Source organism: Mesorhizobium sp. P160219, from assembly GCF_057786095.1.
The window spans coordinates 658,583-675,752 of sequence record NZ_JBYNWG010000001.1; the positions used below are offsets into that span (position 1 = coordinate 658,583).

Genomic DNA, 17,170 nt, shown 5'->3' on the forward strand with positions numbered 1-17,170 from the left:
CCTCTTGATATCAGCTGGTCCAGTTGCCTGATGGGAAGACCGCCTAGCGGCGATCGCCCATGAACTGCAGCAGGAACATGAACAGGTTGATGAAGTCGAGATATAGCCTCAACGCGCCCATGATCGCCTTGCGGCCGGCAACGTCGGCCTGATCGCCTTCGTAGTACATTTCCTTGATGGTCTGCGTGTCATAGGCGGTGAGCCCGGCGAAGATCAGCACGCCGAGCGCCGAGATGGCGAAGCCGAGCGCCGACGACTGCAGGAAGATGTTGATCAGCATGGCGATCACCAGGCCGACCACGCCCATGACCAGGAACGAGCCGAACGCCGAAAGGTCGCGCTTGGTCGTGTAGCCGTAGAGCGACAGCGCGCCGAAGGCGGCCGCCGTGGCAAAGAAGGTCTGAGTGATCGAGGCGCCGGTGTAGACCAGGAAGATGGTCGACAGCGACAGGCCGACCAGGCCCGAATAGACCCAGAAGGTGGTTTGCGCCGCGGCCACGCTCATCGACTGGATCCTGAACGACAGGAAGAAGACGGCGGCGAGCGGAGCCAGGATGACCACCCAGCGGAAGGCGCTGGCATAGATCAGCGTGCCGAAAGCGGTCAGCTGTCCGTCGCCGGTGACGGCGAGCTGGAAAGCGCCCCAGGCGGCGACGCCGGTGATGAGGAGGCCAAGCCCCATCAAATTGTAGACCTTGAGCATGTAAGTGCGCAGGCCTTGGTCGATGTCGGCGCGCGCGCCCGGCACGGCCGAAGTCTGGTAGTTGCGAATGGGCTCAGCCATTGGAATCCTCTGTTGCTTCTGCCCCGTACGGTGTCAGGCCCTTTCGGACCTGGGCGCCGCTGGCGGGGCTCCAGCATGCCTGTGGCGAAATATGATGGTTCTTGACGTCAAGAACAAGACCGTAACGGGCTGCAACGCTTGGTGAATCTCCGGAAGCCGGTTTTCTTGGGCTTCCATGACTGCACATTACCAAGATTTAATCGGAAACGGCAAATTCGGCCAACCTTGCCGTTTTGGGCCTAGAGGTCGCGCAGCACCGGCGCCGCCTTGTGCCCGAGCACCCGCCAGGTGCCGGCAAGGCCGATGCCGACCGTGATCACCAGCGCAAACACCAAGGTCGCCACTGCCACCTCCGGCATGAAATGCGACGGCAACGTCATGATGCGGGCAACGATGTACCAGGCGGCGATGCCGCCGGCAGCCAACGCAAACACCGCGGTGGCCAGGCCGATCAGCATGTATTCCAGCGAAAACGCCGCGATCAGCGTGCGCCTCGTGGCGCCCAACGTCTTCAGCACCACGGCATCGTGGATGCGGGCGCGATTTCCCGCGGCGAGCGCGCCGGCCAGCACCAGCACCGAAGCGATCATCGCCACGCCGGCCGCGGCCCGGATCGCCGTGCCGAGCTGGCCGACCAGCCGGTTGACGACGTCGAGCGCGTCCTTGACCCGAACTGTCGTCACCGCCGGGAAGGCGCGGGTGACGGCGTTGAGCAGGCGGGCATCCTCTGCTGCCGTGGCATCCTTTTCGGTCAGCGTCGCCAGCCAGCCATGGGGCGCGCCTGCAAAAGTGTTGGGCGAGAACACCATGACGAAGTTGATGCCCATCGTCTCCCATTGCACCTCTCGGAAATTGGCGATCCTGGCCGTCACGTTGCGTCCGAGCACATTGACGGTGATGGTATCGCCGAGCTTCAGGCCGAGCGCCTTGCCTTCATCGTTGGAGAACGAGACCAGCGGTTCGCCGCTGTAGTTCTCCGGCCACCAGATGCCTTCGGTCAGTGTCGCATTGGCCGGCTGTTTGGCGTCGTAGGTCAGGCCGCGATCGCCGCGCAGCACCCATGCGCCTTCCGATGGCACATTGGCCTTGTCGACACTAACGCCGTTCAGCGCCATCACCCGGCCGCGCAGCATCGGCACCTTGACCAGCGTTCCCTTCGGCGCCTCTTTGCCGATCAGTGTCGAGAAGGCATCGACCTCGCTATTCTGGATGTCGACGAAGAAGAAATTCGGCGCCCGTCCCGGCAGACTGCCGGAGATCTGCTGCCTGAGATTGCCGTCGATCAGCGCCAGCGTCACCAAAAGCGTCAGCCCGAGGCCCAGCGACAGCACGACGGACGGCGTCAGCGCGCCGGGCCGGTGGATGTTGCCGATGGCGAGCCTGAGCGCGACCGAGCGCACACGCGGGCTTTTGCGCGCCACCCACTGCACCAGCGCACCGACCAGGCGCAACACCAGAAAGGCAAAGACCGTCGCGCCGACGAAGATCAAGGCGATGCGCCGGTCGCCGGAAAACAGGATGGCGAGCGCCGCCAAAGCGACCGCGATGCCGACCGCCGTGGCAAGATAGGGCAGGCGTGGAAAGCCGCGGCCCTCAAAACCCATTTCGCGAAACAGCGCGGTCGCCGGCACATCGCGGGCGCGGCCGAGCGGCAACAGCGCGAAGGCAAGCGTCACCAGCAGCCCGAACAGCGCGGCAAGAGCCAGCGCACCGGGATAGAAGCCGCCTTTAGCCGGCACCGGAATGACCGACTGGAGCGCAGCGCTGGCAGCAAACGGCATGGCGGCGCCGAGGATGAGGCCAAGCGCGATGCCGAGGCCGGCGATCATCAGGATCTGCACGAGATAGACGGTGAAGACGAAGCCGCCCGAGGCGCCAAGGCTCTTGAAGGTGGCGATGACGCCGCGCTTGCCGTCGAGATAGGCGCGCACCGCATTGGCAACGCCGACGCCACCGACGACCAGCGCCGTCAGCCCGACCAGCGTCAGGAATTGCGAGAAGCGCTCGATGTTGGAGGACAGCGCCGGCGCGGCGTTCGAGCGGGTGCGGATCGACCAGCCGGCTTCGGGGAAATCGCTCGCCGCCCGATCCTGGATGGCCTTGAGATCGGCCTCGCTGGCGCCGGCCGGCAGCCGAACCTTGTAGGCATTCTCGACCAGGCTGCCCGGCTGGATCAGGCCGGACGCGGCAAGCCCTTGCGTCGAGACCATCAGCCGCGGCGCGAAGCCGAAGCCGTCCGACACCGCATCCGGTTCGCTCACCAGCCTGGCCCGCAATTCGAATGTCGCGCTGCCGACCTTCAGCCGGTCACCGATCTCCACATTCAGCCGGTCGAACAACAGGTCGGGCGCGGCGGCGCCAAAGACGCCTGATTTCTCGCCGAACAAATCCTCTCTGCCAAGCTGCGGCGCGGTCTCGAGCGCGCCATAGAGCGGATAGGCGTCGTCGACGGCCTTGGCCTCAACCAACGCCTGGTCGGAGCCGTCATCCAGCCGCGCCATCGAGCGCATATTGGCGCTGTGCGACACAGTGCCGAGGCGGTCGAGGAAGGTGCTTTCGGCTGGCGTCGCATCGCGCTGGTTGAGCTGGAAGCGCAAGTCGCCGCCAAGCAGCGTCTGGCCCTGGTCTGCAACGCCTGCGGTGATCGCCTGCGCCACCGAATTGACCCCGCCGATTGCAGCGACGCCGAGCGCGATGCAGGCAAGGAAGATCATGAAGCCGGACAGTCCGCCGCGCATCTCGCGCAGCGAGAAGCGGAACGCGAGCTTCAGCGTCTGCGACAGTGGCATCAGGCCGGCACCTTGACCTGCGCTACCGGCGCATCCTCGATGCGGCCCGAGCGCATCGACACCTGGCGCGAGCAGCGCGCCGCAAGGGCCGGATCGTGCGTGACCAGCACCAAGGTCATGCCGCGCTCGGCCGCCTTGGCGAACAAAAGGTCGGCAACCTGCCGCCCCGTCGCCTGGTCGAGATTGCCGGTCGGCTCGTCGGCGATGAGAATGCGCGGCGACGGCGCCAGCGCGCGGGCGATCGCCACGCGCTGCTGTTCGCCGCCGGAGAGCTCGCCCGGATAGTGGGTGACGCGGTCGCTCAAGCCCACCGCCGCCAGCTCGCGCGCCGCGACACCGAACGCATCGGCATGGCCGGCCAGTTCCAACGGCACCGCGACATTTTCGAGCGCCGTCATGTTGGGAATGAGATGGAAGGACTGGAAGACGATGCCGATGTTTCGGCCCCGAAAAGAGGCGATCTGGTCCTCGCTTTTGCCGTTCAGCAATTCGCCGGCGATCCGCACCGTCCCCGAATCGACCCGCTCCAGCCCGGCAAGCACCATCAGCAAGGTCGACTTGCCGGAACCCGAAGGGCCGACAATGCCGGTCGCCTCGCCGAGCGTCACGTCAAGGCTGACGCCTTTCAGCACATGCACGGACGAAGCCCCTTGGCCCAGGGTCAGGGATATGTCTTTCAGCGCGATGACGGCTTCTGTCACAATTAAAGCGTCCTATATCAGGATGAAGGCTCTGCTTGCCGGAAGCCGTCGCCGGAAGAATTCCTCGGGTATATGGGGCCTGCCACATGTCTTTCAAACGCAAGATATCTTTCAAACGCTTGAATGCCGCAGGGCTCGTCCTTTTCGTCACCCTTTGCGGCGCCATTTCGTCCGTGCGCGCCGAGACGTTCACCATCGTCGGCTTCGGCGACAGCCTGATGGCCGGTTTCGGCCTCGGGCCTGGCGATGGCTTTACCGACAAATTGCAAGCTGCGCTGCGCGCCAAAGGCCATGACGTCACCGTCGCCAACGCCGGCGTTTCAGGCGACACCTCGAGCGGCGGCTTGGCGCGGCTTGACTGGTCGGTGCCGGATGGGACAAGGCTGGTTATCCTCGAACTCGGCGCCAACGACATGCTGCGCGGCGTCTCGCCCAGCATCACGGAAAAGAACCTGGACGACATGCTGGCGAAGCTGAAAGCGCGCAAGATCGCGGTGCTTTTGGCCGGCATGCGCGCCGCTCCCAATCTCGGCGCCGACTACCAGAACGCCTTCGATGCGATCTATCCAAAGCTTGCCGCGAAATACGATGTGCCGCTCTATCCGTTTTTTCTCGATGGCGTCGCCGGGCAGTCCGGCCTGCAGTTGGAGGATGGCCTGCATCCCAATCCGAAGGGCGTCGCAGCGATGGTCGAGCGCATCCTGCCCGCCGTGGAGAAGGCGATTGCGGCAGTTCAGGGTGGCGGTTGAACGCCGGCGTGACGAGAATAACACGCGGCGATCATTTTGACCGGTGTGGCCAAAAAGGACATATAGCCTCCAAAAGGAGGGTCATATGGCCATTATCATCAAGAGAGAGGACGCTGTTCGCCTCGCGCGAACTTTGAAACAAAAGACCGGGCTGCAGAGGGCCCGGGGTCGCCTGTTCGTAAAAATGCCTGCAACCAACAAACCACTTGCCCCGTTTGACTATCGATGATTCGCTAGGGGCACAGTTCGATTCGAGGAAGGGAGGCTCACCATGCCGCGTCTTTTCACCGCCCTCGAAATACCGCGTGACGCCGCTCTTTCGCTGTCCCTGCTCAGGGGCGGCCTGCCCGGAGCCCGCTGGATCGATGTCGAAAACTACCATCTGACGCTGCGCTTCATCGGCGACGTCGAAGGCCATGTCGCCGACGAAATCGCCAACGCACTCGACCGGGTGCACCGCCCATCCTTCTCGCTCACCCTGTCCGGAGTTGGCGCGTTCGGCCAGAAGAAGCCGCACGCCGTCTGGGCCGGCGTCTTCGCCTCGCCCGACCTTTCGGCGCTGCAAGGCGAAATCGACCGCATCTGCCAGCGGCTCGGCCTGCCCGCCGACCCGCGCAAGTTCACCCCGCATGTTACGCTGGCACGCTTGCGCAATTCGAGCCCGCTCGACGTCGCCCAGTACCTGTCGGCGCGCGGCAATTTTTCGACGCTGCCGTTTCGCGTCGGCCGCTTCGTGCTGATGTCGTCGCGCGATTCGGTCGGCGGCGGTCCCTACATTGTCGAGGAGGCGTGGCCGCTCTCCGGCGTCGACGCCCGCGCCACCAACCTCGTCGCCAGCGCCTCGGACGCTTCGCGGATCATGCGGTAGACCGAAGCGAACGCTTCGGCCCCGCCATAATAGGGATCCGGCACGTCGCGGGTTTTGCCCTGCGCAAACTCTGCCAAGAGATGAATACGTTCGCGCGCACCGGCCGGCGCCAACGCCTTGAGGTCGCGGACATTTTGCCGATCCATGCCGAGGATCAGGTCGAAGCGCGAAAAATCCTCCGGCCTGACCTTGCGTGCCCGCTGCCCTGATATGTCGAGGCCGTGGCGGGCCGCAATCGCGATCGAGCGCGGGTCGGGCGCTTCGCCGAGGTTCCAGCCGCCGGTCGCCGCAGAGTCCAGCACAATATCGTCCAGCACCATGTCGCGGCCGCGTTCCGGGGCGCGAAACACGCCTTCGGCCAGGGGTGAGCGGCAGATGTTGCCGAGGCAGACGAAGAGTATGGAATTTATCGGCTTTACGCTCATTCGATATGCGCCGTTCGTGCATTTGGAAGCCCAAAACGCAAAGGACTTTTGGGCGACTTGCATTATGGTGAGGGTCGATAACTGGGATAGCACGGGAAATCATCATGACGAGAGAGAAACTCAGCAAGGACGCCATCGCCGCCGCACTGGCCGAACTGCCTGGCTGGTCGCAGGCAGCCGATGGCGCCTCCATCAAGCGCAGCTTTGTCTTCAAGAATTTTTCCGAAGCCTTCGCCTTCATGACCCGCGTCGCGCTGGCCGCCGAGAAGATGGACCATCATCCCGACTGGTCGAACGTCTACAAGACTGTCGACGTGACGCTCAACACCCATGATGCCGGCGGTGTCACCGCGCTCGACATCGCGCTGGCCAAGAAGATGAATGGGTATGCAGGCCGCTGAACGCTGGGGCGGCAACGCCAAATCGGCGCCATCCTCTTGCAGTGGACCGGGACTTTCACCACATTTTCCGTGGCGGCCGCGCGCAACGCGTAGCGCGACGGCCGGCAAGGAGAGGATTGATGGCGCAGCAGCCCGGTTTTGATTTCTTCGGCTTCGGCAGCGAGCTCGGCGACGAGAGTGAAGTGCGCGCCAAATTCTGGCGCACGGCCAAGAAGGCCGCCCGGCAGATTCCGTTCATGGAAGAGGTCGTCGCCGGCTATTATTGCGCGCTCGACAGGAAGACGCCTTTGCGTGCCAAGGGCATATTGCTGGCAGCGCTTGGCTATTTCGTGCTGCCGGTCGATGTCATACCCGATTTCGTCTTCGGCCTCGGCTTCACCGACGACATCGCCGTGCTGACCGCCGCGATCTCCGCGGTAAGCGCCCATATCACCCCTGCGCACCGCAAGGCCGCCAAGGAGGCGATCGCCGACAAGAGCTGAATCGGCGTCGCGTTGGCAACTGGGTTCAGAAGAAATCCTCCGCTCAAACAGGACGATAGCGGCTTGGCTTCGGGTTCCGCTGCGGCCGTTCGAAAAGTCAAACTCTTGCCGCTTTCGTGGCCTCCAAGTCGCCGCAGGGACATTGCGAAAGCCGTTTTTTCAAGAAGCGGCGCGGAAATGGCGGTGGTTTCCATGGGTGAATGTCCTTTTCCGAGGGAAATTCACCGTTTGGTAACCCAGATTAAATCAAAATGAAGCGACGGGCAGGACGCCAAGCCGGCCTGCCCCGCACCATTCGGAATACGGGAAAAGCGATGCGCGGATTGATTGCACTAGTCTCGAGCCTGGTCCTGGTGGCTTTTGCCGCGCCGGCGCTGGCGCAGCAGGCGACCAAGATCGGCCAGCACAATGCCTGGGGCACCTACAGCTACCAGGCGCAGGGCGGCAAGGTCTGCTATGTGCTCACCGTGCCGACCGACAAGCAGCCGCCGACGCTCGATCACGGCGACATGTTCTTCTTCGTCAGCCAGCGGCCGGGCCAGCAAGTGTCCTACGAGCCGCAATTCATCGCCGGCTACACATTCCAGGAAGGCTCCAAGGCCACCGTCACCATCGACAAGAAGACGTTCTCGATGTTCACCCGCGGCAAGTCGGCCTGGGTCGAGAACGCCGCCGAAGAGCCGGTGCTGATCGCCGCCATGAAGACCGGCACCGACATGAAGGTCTCGGCGAAGTCTGGCCGCGGCAATCCGACGACCTATGTGTTTTCGCTGAAAGGCATCTCGGCCGCGCTGACGTCGATCGCCAAGTGCAAGTAGGCTGGCGCGGTTCCCGCCGCATGACTCTCGCCGCAACCTGTGCTATGCGCCGCGCTTCTTTTCGGCACGATGGATGAAATCGGCCGCAATTCGCTTATATTGGCGCTGATATGACCCTTTCCTTCGATCTCACCAATGAGGGCGCACGCGACGCGTTGCGCACTCGCGCCACGCCCGAGAAGCCGTCGCTGATCGGCCTGACCCGGACCGAGCTCGGCGAGGCCCTCATCAGTGCCGGCATCGTGCCCGAGCGCCAGGCGAAAATGCGCGCCCAACAGCTCTGGCACTGGATGTATGTGCGCGGCGTCTCCGATTTTGCCGGCATGTTCAACATCTCCAAGGATCTGCGCGCCGAACTCGACAAGCATTTTACCGTCGCCCGGCCCGAAATCGTCGAGGAGCAGATTTCCTCCGACGGCACGCGCAAGTGGCTGTTCCGCTTTCCGCCGCGCGGTGCCGGCCGTCCCGTCGAGATCGAGACCGTCTACATCCCCGAAGAAGGCCGCGGCACGCTCTGCATCTCCTCGCAGGTCGGCTGCACGCTGACCTGTTCGTTCTGCCACACCGGCACGCAGAAGCTGGTGCGCAATTTGACGGCGGAAGAGATCCTGGCGCAATTGCTCACCGCCCGCGACCGGCTCGGCGATTTCCCCGACCGCGACACACCCGACGGCGCCATCGTCCCTGCCGAGGGCAGAAAAGTCTCCAACGTCGTCATGATGGGCATGGGCGAGCCGCTCTACAATTTCGAGGCGGTGAAGAAGGCGCTGCTGATTGCCTCCGACGGCGACGGACTGTCGCTGTCGAAGCGCCGCATTACGCTCTCGACCTCCGGCGTGGTGCCCGAGATCTTCCGCACCGGCGAGGAGATAGGGGTCATGCTGGCGATCTCGCTGCACGCCACCAATGACGATCTGCGCGACCTGCTTGTGCCGATCAACAAGAAGTATCCGCTGAAGGAACTGATCGAGGCCTGCCGCGCCTATCCCGGCCTGTCCAACGCCAAGCGCATCACCTTCGAATATGTGATGCTGAAGGACGTCAACGATTCCATCGAGGACGCCAAGGGGCTGATCAAGCTGCTCAAAGGCATTCCAGCCAAGATCAATCTGATCCCGTTCAACCCGTGGCCGGGCACCAACTACCAGTGCTCGGACTGGGAGACGATCGAGAAATTTGCCGACTACATCAACAATGCCGGCTATGCCTCGCCGATCCGCACGCCGCGCGGCCGCGACATCCTGGCCGCCTGCGGGCAGCTCAAATCCGAATCCGAACGCATGCGCAAGGTCGACCGCCTGGCGCTGGAAGCCATGATGATTGCGGGGCATGGCGAGGCGTGAGCCGCCTCTTCGCCTATATCCTCCGTTTCGCTGTCATCCTGTTCGGCTATGTCGTCGCCTCATTGGCGGCGAGCGCCTTTCTCAACGTGCTGTTCCTGGCCTCGCTCGGTTACGCGCCGGAGCACGCCCACCCGACGGCAACCGCGTCGCTGTATTTTTCGATCCCCTTCGTGGCCCTGTTCGTCGCCTATTTCGCCTTCATGCCGGCGGCGATCGTCATCCTGATCTCCGAAATCCTCAGGCGGCGCGACTGGCTGTTCTATGCGCTTGCGGGCGGCATCGTGGCCGCGGTGTTCCTCGGCTTCGTCCACCAGAGTGCCGACATCAATTTCGACGTCACTGAGCCCCGCGCCATCGCCGCCGTGATCGGCTGCGGCATGGTCGGTGGGATCTTCTACTGGCTCGCCGCCGGCCGGTGGGCCGGAAGCTGGTGGCAGGCTGCTACTTCGCCTGAGCGGTCAGGATCTTGAGCGCGAAGGCCGAAAACACCCCGGCAAAGAGGTAGTCGACCACCCGCGTCACCCGCGGGCTGGCCTTCATCGCCGCCGAGAACCTTTCCGCGGCAAACACCATCGGCGCCGTCACCGGGATCGACAGCACGATGAACATGAGGCCGAGGAAAAACAGTTTTCCCGGCGCGTTCGGATCGTGGGCGGAGACGAACTGCGGCAGGAAGGTCATGAAAAACAGGATGATCTTCGGGTTGAGCAGGTTGACGCCGAGCCCGGCGGCCCAGCTGCGGAACAGCGAAATCTGCGGTTCGCTCTTCTTCTGCGGCGAAAACGCCGAGCCTTTGGTGAGCGCCTGCCAGGCCAGGAAGACGAGATAGGCGGCGCCGAAGATTTTCAGCAAGAGGAAGGCCATTGGCGAGGCGACGATCAGCGCCGAGATGCCGACCGCCACCAAAGTGGTGTGGATCAATGTGCCGCACAGCGCCCCGACCAGCGAGGCAAAGCCGGCGGCGCGGCCCTGGCTCAGCGTACGCGAGACGAAAAGCGTCATGTCCGGCCCCGGCGTGATCGCCAGGATCATGGTGGCGACGGCGAACTGGATCAGCGTTGTGGTGTCGGGAATGAAGGACATTGGCGGCCCCTGGCAGAGCATCGGACCCAAAAGTGGAAGCCGGTTTTGGGAGAATCCGATGCTTAAACAAAAAGAATGCGCAGTCCTATATCTCAGGCGCCGGGTCCCTTCCAGTCGCTGACGGCCGCAGCATCTGGTCCAGCCTTGATCGGCGTTCGTCCCTTGCGCTGGCTGGAAAGCCCGTGATACCTCGCCCGCGAAGAACCCTTGTCGCGGAACCGCCAACAATGTCGAAGACAAAAGACGTCAAGAAGGTCGTGCTCGCCTATTCCGGCGGTCTCGACACCTCCATCATCCTGAAATGGCTGCAAACCGAACTCGGCGCCGAAGTCATCACCTTCACCGCCGATCTCGGCCAGGGCGGCGAGCTGGAGCCGGCGCGCAAGAAGGCCGAGATGATGGGCATCAAGGATATCCGCGTCGTCGATGTTCGCGAGGAATTCGTCTCCGACTTCGTCTTCCCCATGTTCCGCGCCAACGCCGTCTATGAAGGCACCTATCTGCTCGGCACCTCGATCGCCCGCCCGTTGATTTCCAAACACCTGGTCGAGATCGCCAGGGAGACCGGGGCCGATGCGATTGCGCATGGCGCCACCGGCAAGGGCAACGACCAGGTCCGTTTCGAGCTGTCGGCCTATGCGCTGAATCCCGACATCAAGGTCATCGCGCCGTGGCGCGACTGGTCGTTCAAGTCGCGCACCGACCTGATCAACTTCGCCGAGCAGCACCAGATCCCGGTGGCGAAGGACAAGCGCGGCGAAGCACCCTTCTCGGTCGACGCCAACCTCCTGCACTCGTCCTCCGAGGGCAAGGTGCTGGAAGACCCGTGGAGCGAGCCGCCGGAATTCGTCCATCAGCGCACCGTCTCGCCGATGGACGCGCCGGACGCGGTCACCGAGATCGAAATCGAATTCTTGAAGGGCGACCCGATCGCGCTGAACGGCAAGAAACTGTCGCCGGCCGAGATGCTGACGGCGCTTAACGATCTTGGCCGCGACAACGGCATCGGCCGGCTCGACCTAGTCGAGAACCGCTTCGTCGGCATGAAATCGCGCGGCGTCTACGAGACCCCCGGCGGCACCATCCTGATCGTCGCCCACCGCGCCATCGAATCGATCACGCTCGACCGCGGCGCCGGCCACCTCAAGGACGAGTTCATGCCGCGCTACGCCGAGCTGATCTACAACGGCTTCTGGTTCTCGCCCGAGCGGCTGATGCTGCAGGCGATGATCGACAAGAGCCAGGAAGACGTCGAAGGCACGGTGCGCCTGAAACTCTACAAGGGCAATGTCATGGTCACCGGCCGCAAATCCAAGAAGACGCTCTATTCCGACGCGCTGGTCACCTTCGAGGATGACCGCGGCGCCTACGACCAGAAGGACGCTGCCGGCTTCATCCGCCTCAACGCGCTGCGGCTGAGGACGCTGGCCGCGCGCAACCGCAAGGGTTGAGCCCAAATACTATTCCAGGAAAACCCGGCGGTCACGCAGGGTTTTTATTTGGTACCTCTAATATAAGAGGCCAAGCTGGCTGACATGGTTTCCGTTTGACCTTTTAAAAGCCTAATCTAAATTCCTTCGCGGGACGGAGGGATTCTGATCGTGAAAAACGCCATTTTTCTCCTGCTTGCGGCGGCCATCGTCTTTACCGGGTGCCAGTCCTCGCAGGCGGCCGCAAAACGCGAGCAGGACGGGTGCATCTCCGCCGTCCATCTATGGAGCATCACGTTCAAGCACGAAATCGCCTCTTTCATGGGCGTCTCGCAGGAGCGCATGCCGGCCCTGTTCTGCCAGCGCATCACCGAAGGTGTACGCAGCGGGCGGATCAGCTACTCCGATTTGAACAGAGTGCAGCTAGACCTGCCGACCGAGATATGGCTGGTCATCAAGGGCAAGTCAAAGGCGGCTGCCAGGGCCGCGCCGGTGCTGCGCAACTCCAAATTCCGGAGCTGCAAAGGTACTGAAGGCGCCTTCGAGGTTCCTATTTCCCAGAAGTGCCCGTTGAGCGGCTACGCACATTATTGAGAGCCCAGTCGCTCAGCCGGCATTTGCGCCAACGATCGAGCAATTCGAGAAAGAGCATGCCCGACTTCGTCCGTAACTGCGTAAAAACAAAGAAATAGAGCGGCGGCAAAGAACTCAGTGCTTTTCCTGCTTGATCTTTTCGGGCCCTTATCTAGCCTCCTCACAATCGATGGGGGCAGCTGACAATGAAGCCGTGGTTTGTGGCCCTGCCTGCAATGGTCGTCATGCTGGCCGGTTGCCAGACTGGGCAGGAGCAAGTGAGACAGGATCCCGAGGCGGCATTCGATCGCTGCGTCAGCAAGGTGGCCATATCGAATATATCGGCCAAACACGAGATCGCCGCTTTTATGGGCGTTTCCCTGGAGCGCATGCCGCCACTGCTGTGCCGCCGCCTTGTCGATGCCATGAAGACCGGCCGGCTGACCTTCTCCGACATAAACCGCCTCCAGTTCGACCAGTCCACGGACATCTGGAAGGTCATAAAAGGCGGGTAGCCGCTCGGCTGCTGAACGGTTTGAACGCCAAAAGCTCCAGTCCTTGCAGAAAAGCCCGGCGCATGGCCGGGCTTTCCGTTCTTCGATCTGGATATTTCTATCAGCTGCCGTCGATCGCGTCGGCGATCTGGGCGATGGCCTGCTGGTAGACGCTGGCGGAATTCCAGCCGGCGATGGCGCCCATATTCGCACTCGCGCTCGCACCCGCCCGCCAGCCATGAGCCTTGAGGAAGTTGGCCGTCGAAGCCAAGGCCGTTGCCTTGTCGCGCAGATTTCCGTTGCCGACGCCATACTTCAGGACATTGCCGGGCAGGAACTGCGTATGGCCGATCTCGCCATGCGCAGCCCCAACCGACGAGGCGCTGAGCGCGCCGCGATCGACCAGCTTCAGCGCCGCAATGGCATGCGGGTAAAAGAACCCCGGGCGACGGCAATCATAGGCAAGCGTCAGAATGGCGGAGACCGTGTTCTGGTTGCCAAGGGAGGCTCCGAAGCCGGTTTCCATGCCCCAGATGGCCAGCAACACGCCCGGCGACACGCCGTAATTGCTCTCGATCCTGTCGAACATCGCCGCATTCGACTTCTTCAGCGCACGGCCCCTGGAAATGATCGCAGCTCCGCCACGGCGCTTCATGAAGGCGTCCACCGAACCGCTGAACGCCTTGTGGATGGCGCGGTCGACGGAGATTGTCTTTGTCGCGTAGCTGGCACCGGCCAGAGCAGCGAGACCCTTCCCACCAACACCTTCGGACCTGGCCTGCGCGGCAAAGTCCTGCTTCCACGCTTCGAAGCCCGCGCCGGTCTTGCCGCAGCTGGCCGCCGCCTGCGCGCCCGTCGCCAGCGCGAGTACCGCGACCACCGCGGCAGCAATAATCTTTCCCTTGGCAAGCAATGCCATGCTTTCTCTCCTGATTGCCTGAATCACGTCCCGGTTGCGAACTTGCCAGCGAAACGCGCCATTGTCACCGTACCCCCGGCGCTACCCTGGCCAATGCAGCGGAATTTGCTTACGATCAAGTGCTTATTGTGGCCGAAACGCCCGGCGCCGGGCAGGCGAATTCGCTGCTCGGGTAAAAAGAGGTGACGGGGGCATGGAACGGCGGCCCGTGGCGGGCGTTTGGGCGAGGCGCCGCTCCGCACCATATTCCTCCTCTGACGCCATACGCCAACGCCTGACGCATCGAGATCGACATGAAACTGTTCGACTGCCCGCATTGCGGCCACCGCCTCTACTTCGAGAATGCGCAGTGCCTGAATTGCGGGAGTCTCGTGCTTTACGATCCTGAGCATGCGCGCTTTGCCTTGTCTGACGTCGACGGCATCTTCCACTGCACCAATGCGGATGAATGCGCCTGCAACTGGATGGCCGAACCGGGTCATACCTACTGCCGCGCCTGCGTGCTGAACCAGCTGATCCCCGACCTCTCCGTCGACGGCAACCGCCGCCGCTGGATTCGCGTCGAGGCGGCCAAGAAGCGCGCCGTCTATTCGCTGCTCGCCTTCGGCCTTCCGGTCGCGCCCAAGCACAAGCACGGCGACGAAATCGGCCTCGCCTTCGACTTCATTGCCGATCCGATCGGCGGCGGTCCCGGCGGCGAACGCATCCTTACCGGCCACGACAACGGCCTGATCACGCTCAACGTCGCCGAGGCGGACTCGGCCGAGCGCGAGCGGCGTCGCGTCGAGATGGGCGAAAATTACCGCACGCTGCTCGGTCATTTCCGTCATGAGCTTGGCCATTACTACTGGGACCGGCTGATCCGCGACGAGCCGCAACGGCTCGATGCCTTCCGGGCGCTGTTCGGCGACGAACGCCCCGACTACGAGCAGGCGCTGAAGGCCTATTACGCCAATGGCGCTGCGCCCGACTGGCAGCAGAACCACATCTCCGCCTATGCGACGTCGCATCCATGGGAAGACTGGGCCGAGACCTGGGCGCACCATCTCCACATCACCGACACGCTGGAGATGGTGCACGCGCTGAATTTTCCACTCGGCCAGCTTGAGACGATGGAGACCAATGTGCTGCCGCAAGGCGACACCGGCGGCCGGTTGCAGGCGGCGCCCGCGGAACCTGACGCCGTGCCCGAGCCCTTCGAAAAGATTCTCGCCCGCTGGCTGGTACTCTCGGAAGCCTCCAACTCGATCAACCGCTGCATGGGCCTGCCCGACCTTTATCCCTTCGTCATTTCGGACGTGACGGCGCAGAAACTCAGCTTCGTGCATGAGCTTTTGACCGGTTTGCCGAAAGAAACCGGAACAAATCGTGAGCTGGCGTCGGTATTTTAGCCGGAACGCATGCGTTCTGGTTTCGTTTGGTGTCGCGAGGGACCATGAAAGGGAGAGAAACCATGAGACGCATATTGTTTCCGGCCGTCGCCGGGGCGCTTGTCGCGATGTCGGGTGCGGCACTCGCCGATACCGCCGTCTCGGCCGTCACCGATCTTAATGTGCGCGCCGGCCCCGGCCCGCAATATCCTGTGATCGGCGTGCTCGCCGCCGGCCAGTCGGCGACGCTCAATGGCTGCATCGAAAACAGCAAATGGTGCACCATTGCCGAAGCCGGAGGCCAGGGCTGGGTCTATTCCGACTATGTCACGGCCGATTTCGGCGGCAACCGGGTCGTTCTGACACGCCGCCCCGCCGACGCCGCCATCACCGTGGTTACACCGCCGCAGGATGATTATCCCGATACCTATACCGGTGCGATTCTGTCCGACGACGGCCCCGTCGACGCCATCGACAGGCCACCGGCGGAAGTCGGCACCTATGTCAGCACGCACCGGCTCGATCCTGTCTATCTCGAGGGCGAGGTGGTGACCGGTGCCACCTTGCCCGACACGGTCGAACTGCGCGAAATCCCCGACTACCGCTACCGCTACGTCTATGTGAATGGCCAGCAGGCGCTGGTCGACCCGCAGACACGGCGCATCATGTACGTCGTGCGCTGATTTTGCCTGGAAAGAATGACAAGTGAACTCGTGCCGCCCTCCTGCCGAGGCTGAGGGCGGCAAAAGGGTCGCTGAACAGCAGCAATTGCGCGAGAGCCCACGATCCCCTAGATCATGCGACCCGATGCGTTCGGCAGAGGAACTCGCGTGATATCAGATCCAGCCGCCTTCGAGCGCTATAGCAACACGGCCACCGAAAAGACGAACCTGCCGCGGCTGATAATCGGAACGGCGGTCGTCGTCCTGTTCTGGGTGGCGATCACCCTGGTTGTGGTGCTTGGCGGCACCTATGTCGCGATCGTCTGGCATGTATTGCCGGACGATCCGCGCGGGCCGCTTCAGGGCTTTCTGGCCTCGCCCATCGGCATACTCGCCGCACTCACCTCGTTTACCGGCATCTGGCTCGGCCTCTGGCTTGCCATGCGTTTCGTCCATGGCGAGCCGCTCTCGGCGCTTTTCGGCGCCAGTCGCCGCGTGTCCTTGTCGGGCTTCCTCAAGGGCCTGGTCGCGGTGCTGATCACATCGGCGCTTTCCGAAATCCTGCTCTACTGGCTACAGCCCGAAATCGCCCGCGGCACGATCAACCTGTCGACCTGGCTGCTGTTCCTGCTCCCGATCGTGGCGCTGACCCTGCTGCAGACCTCGTCCGAGGAGATGCTGTTTCGCGGCTATCTGCTGCGCGGCCTGGCCAGGCGCTTCGAGAGCCCTTACGTGTGGGCGCTATTGCCCGCTTTGCTGTTCACCTCCTTGCATTGGAGCCCGGGCTCGACCCCCGCCATCAACGCCTGCGTGCTGGCCTCGATCGCCGCCTTCGCCTTGCTGTTGACGCTGGTGGTTTATGTCACCGGCAATCTCGGCGCCGCCTTCGGCGCCCATCTCGGCAACAATCTCACCGGCTTCCTGCTGATCTCGCATCAGGAGAACTACAATTCCTTCGCCCTGTTCAACGCCAAGCCGCTGGAAGGTCCGGGCTGGACGACGGCGGATGCCGTCATCATCGCCGCCATCGGTATCGTCTGCACCTTGCTGACGATCCTGCTGCTTCTGCACCCGCGCTCGCCGCTGAAGGTTACGGCCGACCCTCGGGATGCAGGGTGAACTAAACAGGGACCGATCCAGAGACCGGGAAGCCGCCCTTGTCTTGACTCTTCGGCCGATTTCCTGTCTACAGCCCCGAAATCCGCGACGAGTATCCCTCCGAGCAAGCCGACCAGGACGCCAAAACCTTTTGAGGTGGGTGCTGTAAACAGATCCTGGA

Annotated in this window: 20 protein-coding genes; 14 read left to right on the top strand and 6 right to left on the bottom strand. The window is 63.0% G+C overall.

What is annotated here, in order from left to right:
- Positions 1-43 precede the first annotated feature (43 nt).
- The 3 genes from AC3EMP_RS03270 to AC3EMP_RS03280 all read right to left on the bottom strand — a co-directional run bounded on the left by AC3EMP_RS03270 (position 44) and on the right by AC3EMP_RS03280 (position 4,274).
- Positions 44-784 (bottom strand): Bax inhibitor-1/YccA family protein, encoded by a 741-nt coding sequence (locus tag AC3EMP_RS03270; RefSeq protein ID WP_023742100.1) that lies wholly within the window; start codon positions 782-784, stop codon positions 44-46.
- Between the two features lie 239 nt (positions 785-1,023).
- Complete coding sequence (locus AC3EMP_RS03275; protein WP_352712945.1) at positions 1,024-3,573, bottom strand: ABC transporter permease; 2,550 nt, start codon at positions 3,571-3,573, stop codon at positions 1,024-1,026.
- Positions 3,573-4,274 (bottom strand): ABC transporter ATP-binding protein, encoded by a 702-nt coding sequence (locus AC3EMP_RS03280; protein ID WP_352712947.1) that lies wholly within the window; start codon positions 4,272-4,274, stop codon positions 3,573-3,575. The genes AC3EMP_RS03275 and AC3EMP_RS03280 overlap by 1 nt, the downstream gene beginning before the upstream one ends.
- Before the next feature lie 86 nt (positions 4,275-4,360).
- On the opposite strand from AC3EMP_RS03280, the gene AC3EMP_RS03285 reads away from it, so the two are divergent.
- The 3 genes from AC3EMP_RS03285 to thpR all read left to right on the top strand — a co-directional run bounded on the left by AC3EMP_RS03285 (position 4,361) and on the right by thpR (position 5,891).
- Entirely contained in the window at positions 4,361-5,023 is a 663-nt protein-coding gene (locus AC3EMP_RS03285) for an arylesterase (RefSeq protein ID WP_488494584.1), read from the top strand.
- Positions 5,024-5,108: 85 nt separating this feature from the next.
- On the top strand, positions 5,109-5,252 hold the full coding sequence (locus AC3EMP_RS03290; RefSeq protein WP_352712948.1) for a hypothetical protein: 144 nt from the start codon (positions 5,109-5,111) through the stop codon (positions 5,250-5,252).
- Between the two features lie 42 nt (positions 5,253-5,294).
- On the top strand, positions 5,295-5,891 hold the full coding sequence (gene thpR, locus AC3EMP_RS03295) for an RNA 2',3'-cyclic phosphodiesterase (protein ID WP_023683839.1): 597 nt from the start codon (positions 5,295-5,297) through the stop codon (positions 5,889-5,891).
- Here thpR and AC3EMP_RS03300 read toward each other — a convergent pair.
- A complete protein-coding gene (locus AC3EMP_RS03300; RefSeq protein ID WP_352712950.1) occupies positions 5,795-6,316 on the bottom strand; it encodes a low molecular weight protein-tyrosine-phosphatase in 522 nt (173 codons plus the stop codon). The two genes, thpR and AC3EMP_RS03300, sit on opposite strands and share 97 nt — an antisense overlap.
- Positions 6,317-6,420: 104 nt before the next feature.
- Here AC3EMP_RS03300 and AC3EMP_RS03305 point away from each other — a divergent pair, with 104 nt between their 5' ends.
- From AC3EMP_RS03305 to AC3EMP_RS03325, 5 genes are all read left to right on the top strand, one after another.
- Positions 6,421-6,717, top strand: a complete 297-nt coding sequence (locus AC3EMP_RS03305; RefSeq protein WP_352712952.1) for a 4a-hydroxytetrahydrobiopterin dehydratase — start codon at positions 6,421-6,423, stop codon at positions 6,715-6,717.
- A 119-nt stretch (positions 6,718-6,836) separates the two neighbouring features.
- A complete protein-coding gene (locus AC3EMP_RS03310) occupies positions 6,837-7,199 on the top strand; it encodes a YkvA family protein (RefSeq protein WP_023824371.1) in 363 nt (120 codons plus the stop codon).
- Positions 7,200-7,513: 314 nt separating this feature from the next.
- Positions 7,514-8,017, top strand: coding sequence for an invasion associated locus B family protein (locus AC3EMP_RS03315; RefSeq protein WP_023671718.1), 504 nt, complete (start codon positions 7,514-7,516; stop codon positions 8,015-8,017).
- 110 nt (positions 8,018-8,127) lie between these two features.
- Positions 8,128-9,360, top strand: a complete 1,233-nt coding sequence (rlmN, locus tag AC3EMP_RS03320) for a dual-specificity RNA methyltransferase RlmN (protein WP_352712954.1) — start codon at positions 8,128-8,130, stop codon at positions 9,358-9,360.
- On the top strand, positions 9,357-9,830 hold the full coding sequence (locus tag AC3EMP_RS03325; RefSeq protein WP_352712956.1) for a hypothetical protein: 474 nt from the start codon (positions 9,357-9,359) through the stop codon (positions 9,828-9,830). The genes rlmN and AC3EMP_RS03325 overlap by 4 nt, the downstream gene beginning before the upstream one ends.
- Here the strand turns inward: AC3EMP_RS03325 and AC3EMP_RS03330 are convergent.
- The gene (locus AC3EMP_RS03330; protein WP_352712958.1) at positions 9,802-10,443 is read right to left on the bottom strand and encodes a LysE family translocator; all 642 of its coding nucleotides are present in this window, start codon (positions 10,441-10,443) and stop codon (positions 9,802-9,804) included. The genes AC3EMP_RS03325 and AC3EMP_RS03330 overlap by 29 nt on opposite strands.
- Positions 10,444-10,670: 227 nt before the next feature.
- Between AC3EMP_RS03330 and AC3EMP_RS03335 the strand changes: the two genes are divergently transcribed.
- From AC3EMP_RS03335 to AC3EMP_RS03345, 3 genes are all read left to right on the top strand, one after another.
- Positions 10,671-11,894 (top strand): argininosuccinate synthase, encoded by a 1,224-nt coding sequence (locus AC3EMP_RS03335; protein WP_352712960.1) that lies wholly within the window; start codon positions 10,671-10,673, stop codon positions 11,892-11,894.
- Between the two features lie 150 nt (positions 11,895-12,044).
- Positions 12,045-12,467, top strand: coding sequence for a hypothetical protein (locus AC3EMP_RS03340; RefSeq protein ID WP_245260090.1), 423 nt, complete (start codon positions 12,045-12,047; stop codon positions 12,465-12,467).
- Positions 12,468-12,682: 215 nt separating this feature from the next.
- Positions 12,683-12,961, top strand: a complete 279-nt coding sequence (locus AC3EMP_RS03345) for a hypothetical protein (protein ID WP_023671712.1) — start codon at positions 12,683-12,685, stop codon at positions 12,959-12,961.
- Positions 12,962-13,061: 100 nt separating this feature from the next.
- On the opposite strand, the gene AC3EMP_RS03350 is transcribed toward AC3EMP_RS03345, so the two are convergent.
- A complete protein-coding gene (locus AC3EMP_RS03350) occupies positions 13,062-13,859 on the bottom strand; it encodes a lytic murein transglycosylase (protein WP_023694544.1) in 798 nt (265 codons plus the stop codon).
- Between the two features lie 293 nt (positions 13,860-14,152).
- On the opposite strand from AC3EMP_RS03350, the gene AC3EMP_RS03355 reads away from it, so the two are divergent.
- From AC3EMP_RS03355 to AC3EMP_RS03365, 3 genes are all read left to right on the top strand, one after another.
- A complete protein-coding gene (locus AC3EMP_RS03355) occupies positions 14,153-15,250 on the top strand; it encodes a zinc-binding metallopeptidase family protein (protein WP_023730269.1) in 1,098 nt (365 codons plus the stop codon).
- A 62-nt stretch (positions 15,251-15,312) separates the two neighbouring features.
- Complete coding sequence (locus AC3EMP_RS03360) at positions 15,313-15,912, top strand: DUF1236 domain-containing protein (RefSeq protein ID WP_023683834.1); 600 nt, start codon at positions 15,313-15,315, stop codon at positions 15,910-15,912.
- A 147-nt stretch (positions 15,913-16,059) separates the two neighbouring features.
- Positions 16,060-17,010: a CPBP family intramembrane glutamic endopeptidase gene (locus AC3EMP_RS03365; protein WP_023726016.1), complete on the top strand. Its 951-nt coding sequence runs from the start codon at positions 16,060-16,062 to the stop codon at positions 17,008-17,010.
- Positions 17,011-17,170: the final 160 nt, after the last annotated feature.

What these genes read in the sequence shown, in the direction of transcription:
- AC3EMP_RS03300 (WP_352712950.1), bottom strand. Translation starts at nt 6,316, where the DNA reads ATGAGCGTAAAGCCGATAAATTCCATACTCTTCGTCTGCCTCGGCAAC.
- AC3EMP_RS03355 (WP_023730269.1), top strand. Translation starts at nt 14,153, where the DNA reads ATGAAACTGTTCGACTGCCCGCATTGCGGCCACCGCCTCTACTTCGAG.
- rlmN (WP_352712954.1), top strand. Translation starts at nt 8,128, where the DNA reads ATGACCCTTTCCTTCGATCTCACCAATGAGGGCGCACGCGACGCGTTG.
- AC3EMP_RS03270 (WP_023742100.1), bottom strand. Translation starts at nt 784, where the DNA reads ATGGCTGAGCCCATTCGCAACTACCAGACTTCGGCCGTGCCGGGCGCG.
- AC3EMP_RS03275 (WP_352712945.1), bottom strand. Translation starts at nt 3,573, where the DNA reads ATGCCACTGTCGCAGACGCTGAAGCTCGCGTTCCGCTTCTCGCTGCGC.
- AC3EMP_RS03285 (WP_488494584.1), top strand. Translation starts at nt 4,361, where the DNA reads ATGTCTTTCAAACGCAAGATATCTTTCAAACGCTTGAATGCCGCAGGG.
- AC3EMP_RS03290 (WP_352712948.1), top strand. Translation starts at nt 5,109, where the DNA reads ATGGCCATTATCATCAAGAGAGAGGACGCTGTTCGCCTCGCGCGAACT.
- AC3EMP_RS03350 (WP_023694544.1), bottom strand. Translation starts at nt 13,859, where the DNA reads ATGGCATTGCTTGCCAAGGGAAAGATTATTGCTGCCGCGGTGGTCGCG.
- AC3EMP_RS03345 (WP_023671712.1), top strand. Translation starts at nt 12,683, where the DNA reads ATGGTCGTCATGCTGGCCGGTTGCCAGACTGGGCAGGAGCAAGTGAGA.
- thpR (WP_023683839.1), top strand. Translation starts at nt 5,295, where the DNA reads ATGCCGCGTCTTTTCACCGCCCTCGAAATACCGCGTGACGCCGCTCTT.
- AC3EMP_RS03360 (WP_023683834.1), top strand. Translation starts at nt 15,313, where the DNA reads ATGAGACGCATATTGTTTCCGGCCGTCGCCGGGGCGCTTGTCGCGATG.
- AC3EMP_RS03305 (WP_352712952.1), top strand. Translation starts at nt 6,421, where the DNA reads ATGACGAGAGAGAAACTCAGCAAGGACGCCATCGCCGCCGCACTGGCC.
- AC3EMP_RS03310 (WP_023824371.1), top strand. Translation starts at nt 6,837, where the DNA reads ATGGCGCAGCAGCCCGGTTTTGATTTCTTCGGCTTCGGCAGCGAGCTC.
- AC3EMP_RS03330 (WP_352712958.1), bottom strand. Translation starts at nt 10,443, where the DNA reads ATGTCCTTCATTCCCGACACCACAACGCTGATCCAGTTCGCCGTCGCC.
- AC3EMP_RS03335 (WP_352712960.1), top strand. Translation starts at nt 10,671, where the DNA reads ATGTCGAAGACAAAAGACGTCAAGAAGGTCGTGCTCGCCTATTCCGGC.
- AC3EMP_RS03315 (WP_023671718.1), top strand. Translation starts at nt 7,514, where the DNA reads ATGCGCGGATTGATTGCACTAGTCTCGAGCCTGGTCCTGGTGGCTTTT.